This window comes from Arthrobacter sp. TmtSoilC48, from assembly GCF_059739425.1.
The window spans coordinates 3,778,741-3,795,059 of record NZ_AP046049.1; the positions used below are offsets into that span (position 1 = coordinate 3,778,741).

Annotated in this window: 13 protein-coding genes; 9 read left to right on the forward strand and 4 right to left on the reverse strand. The window is 62.7% G+C overall.

Translation table 11 applies throughout. The features are described 5' to 3' along the window. The first annotated feature begins 282 nt into the window (after positions 1 to 282). From nirB to AC6I97_RS17485, 8 genes are all read left to right on the forward strand, one after another. Positions 283 to 2,928, forward strand: a complete 2,646-nt coding sequence (nirB, locus tag AC6I97_RS17450; RefSeq protein ID WP_497945564.1) for a nitrite reductase large subunit NirB — start codon at positions 283 to 285, stop codon at positions 2,926 to 2,928. An 8-nt stretch (positions 2,929 to 2,936) separates the two neighbouring features. After that, on the forward strand, positions 2,937 to 3,971 hold the full coding sequence (gene cobA, locus AC6I97_RS17455; RefSeq protein ID WP_497945566.1) for a uroporphyrinogen-III C-methyltransferase: 1,035 nt from the start codon (positions 2,937 to 2,939) through the stop codon (positions 3,969 to 3,971). 10 nt (positions 3,972 to 3,981) lie between these two features. Next, positions 3,982 to 5,139, forward strand: coding sequence for a uroporphyrinogen-III synthase (locus AC6I97_RS17460; protein WP_497945570.1), 1,158 nt, complete (start codon positions 3,982 to 3,984; stop codon positions 5,137 to 5,139). 183 nt (positions 5,140 to 5,322) lie between these two features. Further along, complete coding sequence (locus AC6I97_RS17465; protein ID WP_224091879.1) at positions 5,323 to 6,342, forward strand: LacI family DNA-binding transcriptional regulator; 1,020 nt, start codon at positions 5,323 to 5,325, stop codon at positions 6,340 to 6,342. A gap of 141 nt (positions 6,343 to 6,483) precedes the next feature. Continuing rightward, positions 6,484 to 7,779, forward strand: a complete 1,296-nt coding sequence (locus AC6I97_RS17470; RefSeq protein WP_497945577.1) for a sugar ABC transporter substrate-binding protein — start codon at positions 6,484 to 6,486, stop codon at positions 7,777 to 7,779. Positions 7,780 to 7,865: 86 nt separating this feature from the next. Further along, positions 7,866 to 8,828 (forward strand): carbohydrate ABC transporter permease, encoded by a 963-nt coding sequence (locus tag AC6I97_RS17475; RefSeq protein ID WP_497945583.1) that lies wholly within the window; start codon positions 7,866 to 7,868, stop codon positions 8,826 to 8,828. A gap of 1 nt (position 8,829) precedes the next feature. Beyond that, positions 8,830 to 9,717, forward strand: coding sequence for a carbohydrate ABC transporter permease (locus AC6I97_RS17480; RefSeq protein WP_497945585.1), 888 nt, complete (start codon positions 8,830 to 8,832; stop codon positions 9,715 to 9,717). Between the two features lie 35 nt (positions 9,718 to 9,752). After that, positions 9,753 to 11,288, forward strand: coding sequence for a glycoside hydrolase family 32 protein (locus AC6I97_RS17485; protein ID WP_497945588.1), 1,536 nt, complete (start codon positions 9,753 to 9,755; stop codon positions 11,286 to 11,288). A 12-nt stretch (positions 11,289 to 11,300) separates the two neighbouring features. On the opposite strand, the gene otnC is transcribed toward AC6I97_RS17485, so the two are convergent. From otnC to AC6I97_RS17505, 4 genes are all read right to left on the reverse strand, one after another. Beyond that, the gene (gene otnC / locus AC6I97_RS17490) at positions 11,301 to 11,930 is read right to left on the reverse strand and encodes a 3-oxo-tetronate 4-phosphate decarboxylase (protein WP_497945590.1); all 630 of its coding nucleotides are present in this window, start codon (positions 11,928 to 11,930) and stop codon (positions 11,301 to 11,303) included. Further along, positions 11,927 to 13,213 (reverse strand): 3-oxo-tetronate kinase, encoded by a 1,287-nt coding sequence (gene otnK / locus AC6I97_RS17495; RefSeq protein ID WP_497945591.1) that lies wholly within the window; start codon positions 13,211 to 13,213, stop codon positions 11,927 to 11,929. The genes otnC and otnK overlap by 4 nt, the downstream gene beginning before the upstream one ends. Then, positions 13,206 to 13,922: an aspartate/glutamate racemase family protein gene (locus AC6I97_RS17500; protein WP_497945592.1), complete on the reverse strand. Its 717-nt coding sequence runs from the start codon at positions 13,920 to 13,922 to the stop codon at positions 13,206 to 13,208. The genes otnK and AC6I97_RS17500 overlap by 8 nt, the downstream gene beginning before the upstream one ends. Positions 13,923 to 14,022: 100 nt before the next feature. Further along, positions 14,023 to 14,925, reverse strand: a complete 903-nt coding sequence (locus tag AC6I97_RS17505) for a LysR substrate-binding domain-containing protein (protein ID WP_497945593.1) — start codon at positions 14,923 to 14,925, stop codon at positions 14,023 to 14,025. 167 nt (positions 14,926 to 15,092) lie between these two features. On the opposite strand from AC6I97_RS17505, the gene solA reads away from it, so the two are divergent. Beyond that, positions 15,093 to 16,277 (forward strand): N-methyl-L-tryptophan oxidase, encoded by a 1,185-nt coding sequence (gene solA, locus AC6I97_RS17510; RefSeq protein WP_497945596.1) that lies wholly within the window; start codon positions 15,093 to 15,095, stop codon positions 16,275 to 16,277. The last annotated feature ends 42 nt before the right edge of the window (positions 16,278 to 16,319 follow it).

Here is a 16,319-nt window from a genome sequence, read left to right on the forward strand (position 1 = left end):
TTCAGCCCCTCTCACTGTGTCCGGGCGCTGGCAATTTCCACCTTCACTCCCCCGGACCGGGCCACGCTTGCGGCCACTCTTCAAAGCTAGGGCGCGGGTGTTTCATCGGGGGTCCGCATTTGTGTCCGGTGCGTAAAAGAGACCTCACACCTTGCGAAATGCGTTCGTGATGCAGAAGTTAAGATCACGAAACAAAGGGGAAACTGAAGCGAAACTGCCCGTCCCTAGGCTGGAAGCACAAGTTGCGGAGATCCGTCTGCAACATCTGCGAAAGGCCCACCAGTGACCGGACACACTTCAAGTACAGAGAACCCGCGCCGCATCGTTGTCGTCGGAGGCGGCCCTGCGGCCCACCGTTTCGCCGACGCAATGTACAACCGCGGTCTTGAAGGCTGGCAGGTTACGGTTCTGACCGAAGAGGCGCACCTCCCCTACGACCGCGTTGCCTTGAGCAAGGCGCTGACGGAAACCGACGTGGACCTCACCCTGGGCGATGCTGCCATGTGGGACCACGAGGCCCTGACGCTGAAGACCGGCGAGCGCGCAGTCAAGATTGATTCCGTTGCCAAGAGTGTCCTCACCGCGGCGGGCAACAAGTACGAATACGACCACCTGGTGGTTGCCTCTGGTTCGGATGCAGCCCGGCTCCCCATCCCTGGCTCCGAGCACACCCACGTTTACCGCACGCTCGAGGACGTTTGGGCGATTAACAAGGCCATTGCGGAGCTCCGCGAAAAACTGGGCCGCAAGGTTAACGCGGTCACCATCGGCGGTGGCTTGCTGGGCCTTGAATCCGCTGCAGGCACCGAGCAGCTGGGCGCCACGCCGATCGTCATCAACGGTGCGCCGTGGCTCATGAACACGCAGTTGGATGAAGGCGCCGGCCAGGCACTTGGCCGCCTGATCGAGGCGAAGGGCTTCGAAGTCCACGGCGGTGTCTTCCCGTCCGAGGTACTGACGGACGACGACGGCCAGGTCACCGGCGTCCTGATGGCAGATGGCCGCATTATTGATGCGGACCTCGTGATCGTGGCTATCGGTGTAAAGCCGCGCGATGATCTCTTCCGCGCAGCTGAGGGCGAAGAGCAGCTGTTTAGCCTGGGCCAGCGCGGCGGCGTGGTGATCAACGATTTCTGTGCCACCGAGGTGGACGGTATTTGGGCTATCGGTGAAGTGGCCAACTTCGAGGGCATGTGCCTGGGCCTCGTTGCTCCGGCAAACACCATGGCCGAGATCGTTGCCGACCGCCTGCACGGCGGCGAGGCGACGTTCCCGGGCTTCGACACGGCCACCAAGCTGAAGTTGTCCGGGGTGGATGTGGCGAGCTTCGGCGATGCCTTCGCCACGACTGAGCACTCCCTCGAAATCGTCTACGCAGACCCCGCCCGTGGCGTTTACCAGAAGATCGTCACCACTGACGATGCCAAGACCCTCCTGGGCGGCATCTTCGTCGGCGATGCTTCGCCTTACATGAGCCTGCGTCCGCTGCTGGGACGTGAATTGCCTGCCGAGCCCGGCGCCTTCCTGAGCGCTGCCGGTGGCGGAGAGGCTCCGGAAACCGAGCTGCCTGACGATGCAATCCTGTGCTCCTGCAACAACGTGTCCGCCGGAACCATTCGCGACACCATCAATGGGTGCGGTGCCTGCGAAGGCAACGCCCCGGTCCAGGAACTCGGTGAGGTCAAAGCCTGCACGCGTGCCGGCACCCAGTGTGGTTCCTGCGTCCCCATGCTGAAGAAGCTCCTCGAAGGCGAACTGAAGAAGTCCGGCATCGAGGTTTCCAAGGCCCTGTGCGAACACATCAGCCTGTCCCGCCAGGAGCTGTTCGACGCCATCCGTGTCCTGGAACTTACCTCCTTCGAAGACATCATGGCCAAGTACGGCACGGGTGCTGGTTGCGATATCTGCAAGCCGACCATCGCCTCCATCCTGGCCAGCCAGCACTCCGCCTACGTCCTGGATGCCGGCCGTGGTTCCCTGCAGGACACCAACGACCGCGCCTTGGCGAACATGCAGAAGGACGGCACCTACTCGGTGGTACCGCGTATTGCCGGTGGTGAAATTACTCCCAAGGGTCTCGGTGTCATCGCAGCGGTCGCGGAAAAGTACAACCTGTACACCAAGATCACCGGCGGCCAGCGTATCGATATGTTCGGTGCGCGCCTCGAGCAGCTGCCGGACATCTGGAAGGAACTGGTTGATGCCGGCTTCGAATCCGGCCAGGCCTATGGCAAGAGCCTGCGCACGGTGAAGTCCTGCGTTGGGTCCACGTGGTGCCGCTTCGGCGTCCAGGATTCCGTAGCCATGGCCATCGCCCTGGAACTGCGCTACCGGGGCCTGCGCAGCCCGCACAAGCTGAAGATGGGCGTGTCCGGTTGCGCCCGCGAATGCGCGGAGGCCCGCGGCAAGGACGTCGGCGTCATCGCCACGGCTGACGGCTGGAACCTGTACGTCGGCGGCAACGGTGGTGCTACCCCGGCACACGCACAGTTGCTTGCCAAGGACCTGGATGACGAAACACTGCTGAAGTACATCGACCGCTACCTCATGTACTACATCCGTACCGCCGACCGCCTGCAGCGCACCGCGCGTTGGCAGGAAGAGCTCGACGGCGGCATCAAGCACGTCGAGGAAGTAGTGGTACACGACTCGCTTGGCATCGCCGAGGAGCTTGAAGCGGCCATGGCCAAGCACATCGACACCTACGAGGACGAGTGGGCTGAGACCTTGAAGGACCCGGAGCGCCTCCGCCGTTTCCGTTCCTTCGTCAACGCCCCCAACCAGAAGGACGAGTCCATCTCCTTCGTTCCGGAGCGGGGCCAGATCCGCCCTGCGACGAACGAGGAAAAGGGCGGAGTGCTCATCGCCTCCACCATCCCGGTCCGCCGCGAAACTGTCGGCGCAGAACCCGTCGGCGCAGAGAAGTAGGGGAACCCATGCAGCTCACCATTGATCTCACAGGCCGCGACGTCCTCGTCACGGGATCCGAAAAAGCCGCCCGCCAGGCCGTCCGCCGCTACGAGGCTGCCGGGGCCAACGTTTACCGCCTCAGCACGCCTGCCGGCGCACCCGGCGACGGACCGCTGCCCGAGCGTCCGTTCCTGGTAGCAGTGGTGGACGACGGCGACGCCGGCTGGGAGCCTTTGGTTGAACGCTGCGGCGGTGCCGGTATTCCGGTAGCTTTCGAGCCGGCACCAGGCATCGAGGGGCATGTGACCCTGGTGGGCGGTGGTCCGGGCGCCCTGGATCTCCTCACGGTTGGTGCGGTGGACGCCCTCCGCGATGCCGACGTCGTGTTTTACGATCGCCTGGCCCCGTACCAGGAGCTGGCCGACCTGACGTCCGGCGAGTTGGTGGACGTTGGAAAGCAGCCCGGGCACCACAAGGTCACGCAGCGTGACATCGAGAAACTCATGGTGGAAGCTGCGCTCCTGGGCAAGAACGTGGTCCGGCTCAAGGGCGGCGATCCATACGTCTTTGGCCGCGGCGGCGAAGAAGTGGCAGCCTGCGTTGCCGCTGGCGTTCCCGTCCGCGTGATCTCCGGCGTTACGAGTGCTATCTCCGTTCCGGCTGCAGCGGGAATTCCGGTAACGCACCGCGAGGTCAGCCACATGTTCACCGTGGTTTCCGGACACGCCCCGCTGACGGAGAAGGAACACACGCACCTGGCAGGACTCGGCGGCACGATCGTGGTCCTTATGGGCATCGGAACGCTCCCGCAGCTTGCCGCCGGTTTGCGCCGGGCGGGCATGGAGGCCGACATGCCGATGGCCGTAGTGGAGCGCGGCTACCGCCCGGGCCAACGCACCACCATCGCCGATCTGGGTACGATCGAAACGGCAGCCACCGGTTGCAGCAACCCGGCCGTGCTGGTCATAGGCGAGGTGGTCCGGGTGGCTGAAGCCAACCGTAATCATGCCGAAGCATCCGCTGAACTGAGCCGACTCGCGGCTTCGCTCCTTGAAGCCTGAAAGTAAATCAATGACTGTTGCACGTGCCTTTGAAATCCAAGACGTCACAACCGCCACGGACGTTTCAGAAGCTACCGAAGCGCCCTTGGACGGGTTCCGCATCGGCGTTACCTCGCATCGCCGTTCCAGGGACCTCATCGAGGCCCTGGAACGGCGCGGTGCGAGCGTGCTCCATGCCCCGGCCTTGAAAATCGCGCCCGTGCAGGAGGACATGGTCCTCATCGAGGACACCCGCACCATCATCGCCGCCAAGCCGGATATCTGCATCGCCACCACGGCCTATGGCATGCGCCGCTGGTGCGAGGCGGCGGACTCCTTCGGCATCGGCGAGCAACTCCTGGAAACACTCTCGGCCTGCCGCATGTTCGTTCGGGGACCCAAAGCCCGGGGGGCCGTCCGCGCGGCCGGCCTTGCCGACGTCGGAATCAGCAGTGACGAAACCACGGCGACACTTGTGGACATGCTCCTGGCGGAGGGCGTCCGGGGCAAGACCGTTGCTGTGCAGCTGCACGGGTACACCGATGTGCGCCAGCTGGAGCGCCTCCGGATGTCCGGCGCCACGGTCCTGACGGTGACGCCATACCGCTGGGTCAAGCCCGACGGCGAGGACAAACTCCCGCGCCTGATCGAGGCCGTGTGCAACGGCAACCTTGACGTCCTGACCTTCACCAGCGCCCCCGCAGTGGACGCGATGTGGAGCACCGCGCACGAGATGGGCCTGTACCGTCAGCTCATCGAGGCGCTCAAGGGGCCCGTCACGGTTGCCGCCGTCGGGCCCGTCACGGCACAGCCACTGGTCGACGCCGGCCTGACGCCACTCATTCCCGACCGTTACCGCATGGGCGCACTCATTCGCCTGGTGACGGAGCACCTGTCCTTGAACCACGTGCGCCGCCTGGAAACCAAGAGCGCCACCATCGAACTCCGCGGGCGCTGCCTGCGAATCAATGGCGAAGTAGTGGAACTCGCTCCGGCGCCCCTGCTCTTGCTCCGGGCCCTGCTGGGCGCCGGTGGTGCGGTGCTGTCCCGTGAATCGCTCTCGGACCTCCTGGACCTCCGCGGTTCCGTGCACGCCCTGGACATGACAGTCAGCCGGCTTCGCTCCTCGCTTCCGGACGGCAAGCTCATAGAAACCGTCGTGAAGCGGGGGTACCGGCTGCGGGCTTAAGTTCCCTGGGCTCGCTAGCCCGGGGCAAGCCCGCCTGCAGACCCTTGCTCAACAAGGCACCGCAACGTCCAGGACGTGCGGTGCCTTTCGCTTTTAAGGGCGTGCCCCTTGCCTTGACAGTTGCAAAACGTTTTAGGTAGTGTGATCCAGACAACATTCAAAACGTTTTGCAAAGGGCTGTCGATGACGACGAAGGTAGGAATCCGCGAAGTGGCGAAGGCTGCCGGCGTTTCAATCACCACTGTTTCCCATGCCCTCAACGACGCCACCAGCGATCGCGTGAACCGCAAAACGCAAGAACACGTCCGGGCGGTGGCCAAGGATCTGGGCTACGCCCCCAATCGTTTGGCCAGCGGACTGCGGAACCAGCGTTCGCAGATAATTGGCCTCGTCAGTGATCAAATCACCACCACGCCCTTTGCCGGGGCCATGATCCGTGGCGCCCAGGAAACCGCGTATCAGCGGGGCTACCTGCTGATGGTGCTCAATTCGGGGCTTGACAACGATCTTGAGAAACACGAAATCCAAACCCTCCAGCAACACCAGGTGGACGGGATCGTTTACGCCCGGATGTACCACCAGGGCGTCACGGTTCCCGAGGAGCTTTACGAAGTCCCCACGGTCCTGCTGGACGCGGCCTCCGCTGACAGTTCAATCTCCTCAGTGGTCCCGGATGAAATCGCCGCCGCGGAAAGTGCGGTGGAAATCCTGGCTGCTGCAGGGCATACAAGGATCGGGATGATCAACAATATTGACGACATCCCGGCCACGCACGGACGGCTGGAGGGCTACCGAAACGCCCTACTCCGCAACGGGCTGCCGGAAGATCCCCGGCTCGTCGCCTCCGCGGTCTCGGACACTGTCGGCGGCAGGCAGGCAGCGGCACAACTGCTGTCTTTACCTGATCGGCCCACTGCCCTGTTCTGCTTCAACGACCGCATGGCCATGGGCGCCTACCAATCGGCTTCGGCAGCAGGCCTTCGCATCCCGGAAGACCTCTCAGTGGTGGGAATGGACAACCTCGAACTCATCGCAGATGCGCTGTGGCCAGGGCTGACCACCGTTGCCCTTCCGCATTACGAGATGGGGTGCTGGGCCGTTACCCGGCTCCTGGACGACATTGAAAAACCCGGCACGCCGCCGGGGCAGAAAAAACTCATCTGCCCCGTCATCGAACGGGGTTCGGTGGCACCGCCACGCTGACATAAACCACCAACCCACACGAAACACCACGTCACCACACCGGAATTCCGCAAGAAGAGGGGCGCAGCCGTTGCAGCGGCTGCGCCCCGAAGGACCCGGGCCAATCATCCACACCCAAAATCAGCAGAAAGATTGAGAATCATGAACAAACGATTCACGCGGATCCTGGCAACCAGCATAGCTGCGGCGGCCCTCGTCGGCAGTCTGGGCGCCTGCGGCAAGGGCAGTTCCTCGTCCACAGGCGATGGCCCCAAAGAGATCACCATGTGGACCCACGCCGCCGGAAACCCGGAGGAACTGGCGGCGACCCAGGCGATCGTTGACTCCTATAACAAAAGCAGTGGCGCGAAGGCGCAGATCAAGGTGCAGGCCTTCCCGCAGGAGTCCTACAACGATTCCGTCGTGGGGGCTGCGTCAGCCGGGAAACTTCCCTGCATCGTGGACATTGACGGGCCCAACGTTCCCAACTGGGCATGGGCCAAGTACCTGGCGCCGCTGAAGCTGTCCGCGGACCTTTCCAAGAACCTCCCCAGCACTGTTGCCAAGTGGCAGGGCGAGACCTATGCGGTTGGGTACGGCGACGTCGCTTTGTCCATGTTTGCCCGCAAATCCGATCTCGCAGCGGCGGGCGTCCGGGTCGCCACCATAGAGAAGCCATGGACGAAGGACGAGTTCCAGGACGCGTTGACCAAACTCAAGGCACTGGGTAAATGGGATTACCCACTGGACATGGGTACTGCCGGAACCGGCGAGTGGCTGCCCTATGCGTACTCGCCGTTCCTGCAGTCCTTCGGCGGAGACCTGATCAACCGCGGGGACTACCAGTCTGCCGACGGAGCCCTGAATGGCGATAAGGCTGTCGAATGGGCCAAGTGGTTCCGCGGGCTGGCGGATCAGGGCTTCATGGCGACGAAGAGCGGGAAAGATTCCACCCAGGACTTCCTGAACAACAAGAGCGGCCTCCTCTACACCGGCTCCTGGGCCGGGGACAAGGCCCGGGCTGCCCTGGGAGATGAGCTGGTGGTCATGCCCAGCGTGGATCTGGGCAACGGTCCCAAGATCGGCGGAGCTTCCTGGCAGTGGGGCGTCACCAGCGGCTGCAACAATATGGATGCCGCGATGGACTATCTGTCCTATTCCTTGAAGCCTGAAAACGTGGCGTCCGTCATCAAGGCAACTGGAGGCATCCCGGCCACCAATGAAGCCGCGGCCCTGATTCCCGCATTCGCCGAGGGCGGTGCCAACCGTATCTTCATGGAGTTCTCGCGTCACTACGCGGTATTGCGGCCCGAAACCCCGGCTTACCCGTTCATCGCCACCGAATATGGCAAGGCTGTCCAGGACATCCTTGCCGGCGCGGATCCCAAGGCGGCCCTGGACAAGGCGGTCAAGGCGATTGACGCCAACATCAAGTCCAACGGCGGCTACAAGAACTAGCCGGCGGCAGCCGGACGGGCGACGGCGGCACTCACCCTGCCGCCGTCGTCGGACCTCCCGGCCCCCGACTGTCTACGGAGAATCCCATGACAACCACCCAAATTCCCCCAAGTCCTGGCCGCCGCGTGGCGGCCCCCGCCCCGGCGGCACCGCCCAGCAAACCCCACCGCCGGCCGCGCTACCTGCGCGAGCAGCTGAGCGGATGGGCAATGATTGCCCCCGCCGCAGCCCTGCTTCTGCTCTTTGTGTTCCTCCCCGCGATCCTGGGCTTCGGCCTGGCCTTCACCAATGCCCGCCTTGTGTCACCGCGACCCGTTGAGTTTGTGGGTGCGGACAATTTCGTCCGCCTCTTCACGGATCCCACGTTCTGGCGCGCACTGCTGAATGTCAGCTACTTCGCGGTTGTAGTGGTGCCCGTCCAGTCCGGCCTTGCCCTGGCGATGGCGCTCCTGATCAACAAGAAGTTCCACGGGGTGAACTTCTTCCGCACCCTGTACTTCCTTCCGGTGGTGACGTCCATGGTGGTGGTGTCCCTGCTGTGGCTGTTCATGTACCGCAAGGACGGGCTGATCAATGAGTTCCTGTCCGCGGCCAGCTTCGGCCTGATCGACGGCCCGGACTGGCTCAACGATCCAGCCACATCCATGCCTGCCATCATCATCCTGTCCATCTGGCAGGCCGCCGGCTTCCACATGATCATCTGGCTTGCCGGCCTGCAGAGCATCTCCGGGGAACTGTACGAGGCAGCCCAGCTTGACGGGGCAAGCCGCTGGCACCAGTTCCGGTACGTAACCTGGCCGGGCCTCAGACATACCCGAACCCTGATCCTGGTGACCATCACCATCCAGGCGCTCGGGCTCTTCGACCAAGTCAGCGTCATGACCCAGGGCGGGCCGCTCGATTCCACCACCACCATTATTTTCGAGGCGGTGCGCTCCGGCTTCAAGCAGCAGGAAACATCCTATGCATCGGCCATCTCCCTCGTATTCTTCGTCCTTGTGCTGCTGATCTCCGCAGTGCAGCGCTACCTGACCCGAGAGAAGGACTGACATGAAAGAGACACTCACATCCAAGCGTCTCAGCAGTGCAGGGACCATGCTGGTGCGGATCCTGTTCGCCGTCGTCGCCGCATTCCCTCTCGTGTTCATGCTGGTGTCTTCACTCAAGCCGGACCATCAGATCTTCGGGGACATGACCTCGGTGGCAGCCTTCCTGCCCATCGGCAATATCTCGTTCGACAACTACGCTGCTGTGTTTGACCGTGTGCCAGCCGCCCGCTTCCTGATCAACTCCATCGGCGTTTCTGCTGTGACAGTGGTGCTGGGGATCTTCATCAACAGCCTCTGCGCCTTCGCCCTGTCCCGGATGGAGGTCCGCGGCAAGCGCATAGTGTTCACCGCGATCCTGGCCACGCTGATCGTCCCCTTCCAGACGCTGGCGCTGCCGCTGGTGTGGTGGGTGAACCAGTTGCCGTTCTTTGAGCTCAACGGGTTCAGCCTCGAGATCTCCAAGGGCTGGCTGGACACGTACCAGGTCCAGATCATCCCGTTCATCGCCAATGCGTTCTCCATCTACCTGTACCACCAGTACTTTGAGTCGATCCCGAAGGAACTGGATGAGGCCGCGAGGATTGACGGCGCTGGCTGGTTCAGGATCTACCGCCTGGTGGTGATGCCCCTGGCAGGCCCAGCTACAGCCACGGTGGCGATCCTGACGTTCCTGCCCGCCTGGAACTCCTACCTTTGGCCGCTCATGGTGGTCCAGTCCGAGGAGCTCCGGCCCGTCATGATCGGCATCCAATACTTCTTCCAACTCAACGTCTCCTGGGGCGAAGTCATGGCTTATGCCTCCCTCATCACCGTCCCGGTGGTAGTGCTGTTCATCGCGTTCCAGCGCTCCTTCATCAACAGCATCGCCTCCAGCGGCGTCAAGGGCTGACCATCTTGTCCCTCATGCGAAAGGGAAATACTCCCATGAACACAACCGCCGACCTCGACTGCCGGTACCGGCCCCAGTGGCACTACTCCGCGCAGCGCAACTGGCTCAACGACCCCAACGGACTTCTCTACTCCAAGGGCGTCTACCACCTCTTCTACCAGCACAACCCGGACGGCGATACGTGGGGCAACATGTCCTGGGGCCACGCCACCTCGGTGGACCTGCTGCGTTGGGATGAGCAGCCAGTTGCCATCCCCTGCGATGACGAGGAAGCCATCTACTCCGGCTCCGCTGTGGTGGATATCCATAACACGAGCGGTCTCGGCACCGCAGACAACCCGCCCCTCGTGGCGATCTATACGAGCGCCTACACCTCCGGCTCGCCCATGGCCGGCCTTCAAGCGCAGTCCCTTGCCTACAGCACGGATGACGGCGCCACCTGGACGAAGTACTCGGGAAACCCTGTGCTGGACAGGGCCTCCCCGGACTTCCGTGATCCGAAAGTCTTTTGGTACGACGGCGACGCCGGCAGTTACTGGGTCATGGTCGCCGTCGAAGCAGCCCGTCGTGAAGTCGTGCTCTATAGCTCACCGGACCTGCTGTCCTGGGAATACCTCAGCACCTTCGGCCCGGCGAACGCCACAGAAGGCGTGTGGGAATGTCCGGACCTGTTTGAACTTCCAGTGGATGGCGACGCCTCCAACACCCGGTGGGTTCTGGTGGTAAACCTCAGCCCGGGCGGTATCGCCGGCGGCTCCGGCGGCCAGTACTTCCTCGGAACGTTCGACGGCGTGACGTTCCATTCCGAAACAACCGTCACCGAAGGCCTCCAGGCCGATGACACCCGGATGGCCGAGTACGGCTGGCTCGACTGGGGCCGGGACTACTACGCCGCCGTCTCCTTCAGCAACGTACCCGGCGGACGCCGGCTCATGATCGGCTGGATGAACAATTGGCAGTACGCCGCTGAGACACCCTCAGACGGCTGGCGCAGCGCCATGTCGCTCGTTCGCGAAGTGAAGCTGGTTTCCCGAGGCGGGCGTCCCGTGTTGTTACAGGAGGCAATTGACCCCTTTGAAGACCATGCGACGGAGAATTTGGCACTGGCTGGGCAACGGCTGGAACCCGGCCTGACGTGGCTTCCCGAAGAGGTATCCGGGGACGTGCTAAGGATCGATGCCGAGTTCGAGCCCGGGCATGCCGGAAGGGTCGGCATCGTGCTGCGGGCCGACCCCCGGCAAGGGGCCGCACCGGGCGGCTTTTCCGCAGGTATGGAGTGCACAGTGCTGGCCTACGACCCGGCGACGGGGGAACTCAGCCTGGACCGCACCGAATCCGGCAACGTCGGATTCCACGAGGCATTTCCTTCAGTGGATCGCGTTGCTGTACCTCTGGAAGATGGCCGGATACGGCTTCGCATCTTTGTGGACCGCTGTTCCGTGGAGGTCTTCGCCCAGGACGGCAGGGCGACCATCACCGATCAAATCTTTCCGGCGGACTCCAGTACGGCCCTTGCCCTCCTTGCAGAAGGTGAGGGGGCCAACCTGGTGAGCTTCGCCGTCGTGCAGTAACGGCAGCACCAACTACACGCGGGGTGCGGAAAGCCGGGCCACCTGGGCGGGTTGGAGGGGTCGTGTCGCGTGGCCTTGAAGGAGGAAGAACAGACGTGCTGTTTCTTCTACCTCCTCAACAGCGTCCACCGCTTGTGGCAGGGAGGGCGCGGAAACGATCGGTCCGTGGTTGGCCAGCAGCAGGGCACGGCTCGATGCCGCAGCTTTTTGGGCCGTCACGCCCAAGCCCTCGTCGCCCGGCGCGAAATACGGCAACCGGACCAGCCGTCCAACCCTCATGGCAAAGTAGGCCGTCAATGGTGGCAGAACGTCTTCGTCATCCAGGTCCGCCAGGCACGAAAGGGCGGTGGCGTAGGTGGAATGCAGATGGACGGCGGCATGGTCCTGCGGCCTTGCCTTGTACATCGCCAGGTGAAGAAAGGCCTCTTTGGAGGGGCGGCCCCCGGACAGGTGTTCTCCGGTGCCGGAGACCATGGCCAGATCTTCGGTCCTGAGTTCGCCCAGGGAAGCGTTTGTGGGGGTGACCAGCATTCCGCCGTCCACCCGTAGGCTAAGGTTTCCGGATGTTCCCCGGGTCAGCCCCCTTTGGTGGAGGGACCTGGCCAACCGGACGAGCTCCTGGCGGCTGTCCATGCCGGTCATCGGCCATGGTCCCATGCATCAAGGAAGAGCCGCGGGTCTCCGAGGTTTCCGGACTTGAGCAGGATGGACAGCCGTGGGTCGGTTTCGGTTTCCAGCCATGGCACCCCGGGTGAGACTTCCTTGCCGACGCGGGCTGTCGTGATGCCGAGCCTGCGGACCACAGCGCCGGAGGTTTCTCCGCCGGCGATTATGAGTTGGCGGCAGCCCATCCCGACGAGTCCTTCCGCGATCGCGGATAGGGCGTCTTCGGCTATTTCGGCAGCCCGGGCCTTGCCAAGATGCCTTTGGGCACTCAGGACTTCCTCTGGAGAAGTAGTGGAATGTATCAGGATGGGCCCGCCGGGCAGATTTTCCCGGGCGAATATCAGCGCTTCGGCCACTACGTCCCGTCCTTCGACGATGGCGACAGGATCCACCTGGAAGCAGGGGTGCATCTGGCGGAACACTTGGATTTGGGCGTTCGTCATCTCCGAGCAACTGCCCGCGACCACTGCGGCCGGACCGGTAGGACGGCTGGCATTCCCCAAGTCCGGTGTGACACGGTGCCCACGCGCCGCCGCCAAGCCTCCCACCAGTCCCGATCCGCCAGTGACGAGCGGGTGATCCAGGAGTGCAGCCCCGAGCACGGTGAGGTGGTGGTCGCTGAGTGTGTCGACGACCACGTACCCGGCACCTTGACTGCCCAGGGTTTCGAGTTCCGCGCCAACCGCGGATGCTCCTGCCTCTATTGCTCCATGGCCGATGTGACCCACGGGGTTGCTGGTTTGGGCCTGGAGAAGTCGTGGCACGTTCGAATCCGTCATCGGGGTCAGCGGGTGGTGACGCATGGATGATTCCTGCAGGAGGTCCGTACCGGCGAACAGAACGCCGTTGTATACGGTCCGTCGTAATGCAGGAGTTCCTGGAGCAACGACTGTGACCATGCCGGCCGGGACTAACTCTTCGCGTAGGGCATCTGCCACTGGGCCGATGTTGCCTTCCGGAGTTGAGTCGAACGTGGAGCAGTACTTGAAGTAGAGCTGCTGCACGCCGAGGGATTTCAGGGCACGCGCCGCGGCCAGAGACTGTTCTACGGCCGCGGCGGCCGGCACGCTGCGGGTCTTCAGTGAAATGACGATGCAGTCAACATCGTCCAGGTTCGTTGATGGGTCAGGCGTGCCGAAGGACTGCACTACCCGCATTCCGGCGCTGGCAAGGGTGCCGGCCACGTCCGAGGCTCCTGTGAAGTCATCGGCGATAACGCCCAGCCAAGGGGCATTGGCCTGCGTTGGTATGTCAGACATGGTTCGGATCTTTCTCGGTTACCGGCGCTGTTGATGAGTCGTGGGAAGGAAAAAGAGAGCTGAGCTGGCTCATTCCAGAATCCGGCGAAGCCAGCACAAGAGGTCCTCCCAGCTCTCCTTGGGTGTGGTCAACGACGCGGGCCATCGACGCTTGGGCGAGAACGATCACATCGCACTCCGCTGCCAGTTCCGAGAACGCGGCGAGCACCAAGCTGTCATGCAGCTGACGGTCACCTGCTCGCAGAGCCTGGAAAGCGCCGTCGACCATTCTGGCGGTGATGTCGGGCTTTTTGTTCCGCCTTTCGGCGGAGTCCCGGACAAGGCGGGTGGTTGGTCCGAGGGTTGCGGACAGGGTCGCGAGCACTCCGATCCTGGCACCCGATTCGACGGCGACCCCGGCCATGGGAGCGTCGATACGCAGAACGGGGATGGAGACAAAGTCCTTGGCGGCAATTGCGGCTTCGCCGATGGAGGAGCAACTCACCAACAATGCCTGGGCACCTGATTCCTCGGCGTAGCGCGCATAGTTGACCAGCCGTCGTCGAACATGTCCTGGCGTTGTTCCCATGGCAATGGTGTCCTGGAGCAGGGATTCGTCCACGTAGTGCAGGACACGAAGGCCCGGGACTACCTCGGAGGCGAGGGTTTCCATGTCCTTCACCAAGCCGGGGATGGTGTGCAACATTGCAAGTACCGGGGGGTTAGTCATGCAAACGAGCGTATGGCACAAAAAGCCAATGATTATCAGCGCATCGGACAACCCATTCTTTCTGAAAACGAAAGAAGTGGTCCCCTTGTAGTGAGGAAAGCTAGGACCCCAACCTCGCCGCCAGCCCCTGGCGCAGATGGTCAATGGCCGCGGTGATCCGGCGGGGTGTTTTGGCCGTGGCAGGGTAAAGGGCAAAAATATCGGCGCTTGGGGTCGGGACGTCCGGGAGGATCTGCTGGAGTACTCCCTGACGGATCAGCGGGTTGACGTGCCACGTAGAGCGCATAATCAACCCGAGGCCCTGGATGCACCAGTCGGTCACTACGTCTCCGTCGTCGCTGATCATGCTGCCTCTGACATCGACGTAATCCTGCCCCTGTCCGCCAAAGCGCCACAGCGAATAGTCGGCATTGTTTTCCCGCAGGACGATGCAGTTGTGGCGCTCCAGATCCCTGATGGTCCGCAGCGGAGGGGCACCTTTCATATAGCCCGGCGCGGCGCACACAATCCTCCGGTTCGGCGCGAGGAGTTTTCCCTTGAGCCTGGAGTCCGACAATCCTCCAACGCGGACCGCGATGTCGAAATTCGTGCCGGCTATGTTCAAAGGCAGCGGCGAAAGCTCCAGGTCTATCTGAATCAGGGGGTGCTGCCGGACGAACTCCCCCAGCAGCGGCGCAATGTGCTTGCGTCCAATGCCCAGGCTCGAGTGCACACGGAGGCGCCCCTTGAGCTCACCATGCTGCACGGACAGCGCGTCTTCGAGATCTGTTTTCTGCTGCAGGATGGCCACGGCACCTGTCGCATAACGTTGTCCCTCTTCGGTGAGGGTCAGTCGGCGGGTGCTGCGCCGGACCAGCGCTACCCCAAGCCGTGACTCCAGCGCAGCAAGGCGTTTGCTGACGGCTGACACCGACTTTCCCCAGTTCCTGGCTGCTTCAGTGAGGCTCTGGGAACGGGAGATCTGTTCAAAAAACTCCAAATCATCGATCGATGTAAGGTCCATCTCCTGCTTCTTTCGTTTTTGGAAACAATGCATTGTCTCACAGCCCCTTAATCGGCTTCTTTTTGTGTCGTACGCTCGAGTGACTGGAAGCACAGCCGACGGTGGAGCTCTCCAACTGAACCCGAAACCGGAACAACGGCGCGCAATAAGGGAAAGCAAGGTAAAGCATGACTGCACTCGAAACGGACGTCGTCATCGTCGGTGTCGGCTCCGTAGGAAGCATGGCAAGTTGGCAGCTCGCCTCCCGCGGTCAGCGGGTCATCGGAATTGACAGGTTTTCAATCCCGGGCCCCTTCTCCGCCTACGCCGGGGAATCCCGTATCTTCCGCAAGGTATACGCAGAAGGCGGGCACTACACCCCTCTCCTACAGAGGTCACAGGACCTTTGGCGTGAACTGGAGAAAGCCACCGGTACCGAGCTACTCACCACCACCGGCGCTGTCACGATTTACGACGACAACAACCCGCGGCTGGCATCCCTCCTTGCAGCGGGGAAAGACAACGGCCTTGACTACCAGCTTCTCCGGGGCGAAGAAGCAAGGGCAAAGTATCCCGAACACGTGATTAGGGACACGGACGTTACAATCCTTGATCCGGAGGGCGGTTACCTGAAGTCGGAGAAGGCCGTGACGGTGGCCCTGGCAGAGGCCGCCCGCCTTGGCGCCCGGTTCCTCGGAAACCGGAAAGCACACAGCGTTGAGAAGCATGGTGACCGATACCTCGTCCGGACAGACCAGGAAGAAATCATTGCCTCGCGGGTGATCATCTCCCAAGGCAACGGTGCGGGAGCACTCTGCAAAGAACTCGGCGTCCACCTTTCCGTCCTGCCGCAAATCCTTACCTGGTTCCCCGCTGCGGACCCGGCAACATTCTGCAGGGAAGACATGCCGGTCTTCCTCAGGAGGGCCGAGGAAGACGGCAGGCCGGACAAAGCCCAGTTCTACGGATTCCCGAGTGCTGACGGTTGGACGGTGAAAGTCGTCGCGAGCATATTCCTGGATGAGGTTGAGTCCATGGAGAAGCCTCCTACCTGGGATCCCCGGCATTTGAACACCATCCGGGCGTGGGTCCGGGAGTTCATTCCCGGACTGGTTCCGGAACCCCTTCGGGTTGCCGTGTGCGCGGATGGTCATTTGCCTGACGCGACGGGGCTGCTGGGGCTGGTTCCCGGAATGGAAGGCGTGGTGGCCGCCGCCGGCTTCTCCGGCCACGGCTTCAAGATGGCCTCCGCGCTGGGAGCCGTTGCCGCAGACCTTGTGCTGGACGGAACAACGGCCACAGACGTCAGTTTCCTGAACCCCGCGAGGTTCCTCGGACCAGACGCACGGCTCTCCTCACTGGCTCTGGGTTGAGCCTAAGAATCCCCTCCTCTACCCCCAAAAAAATACAAGATC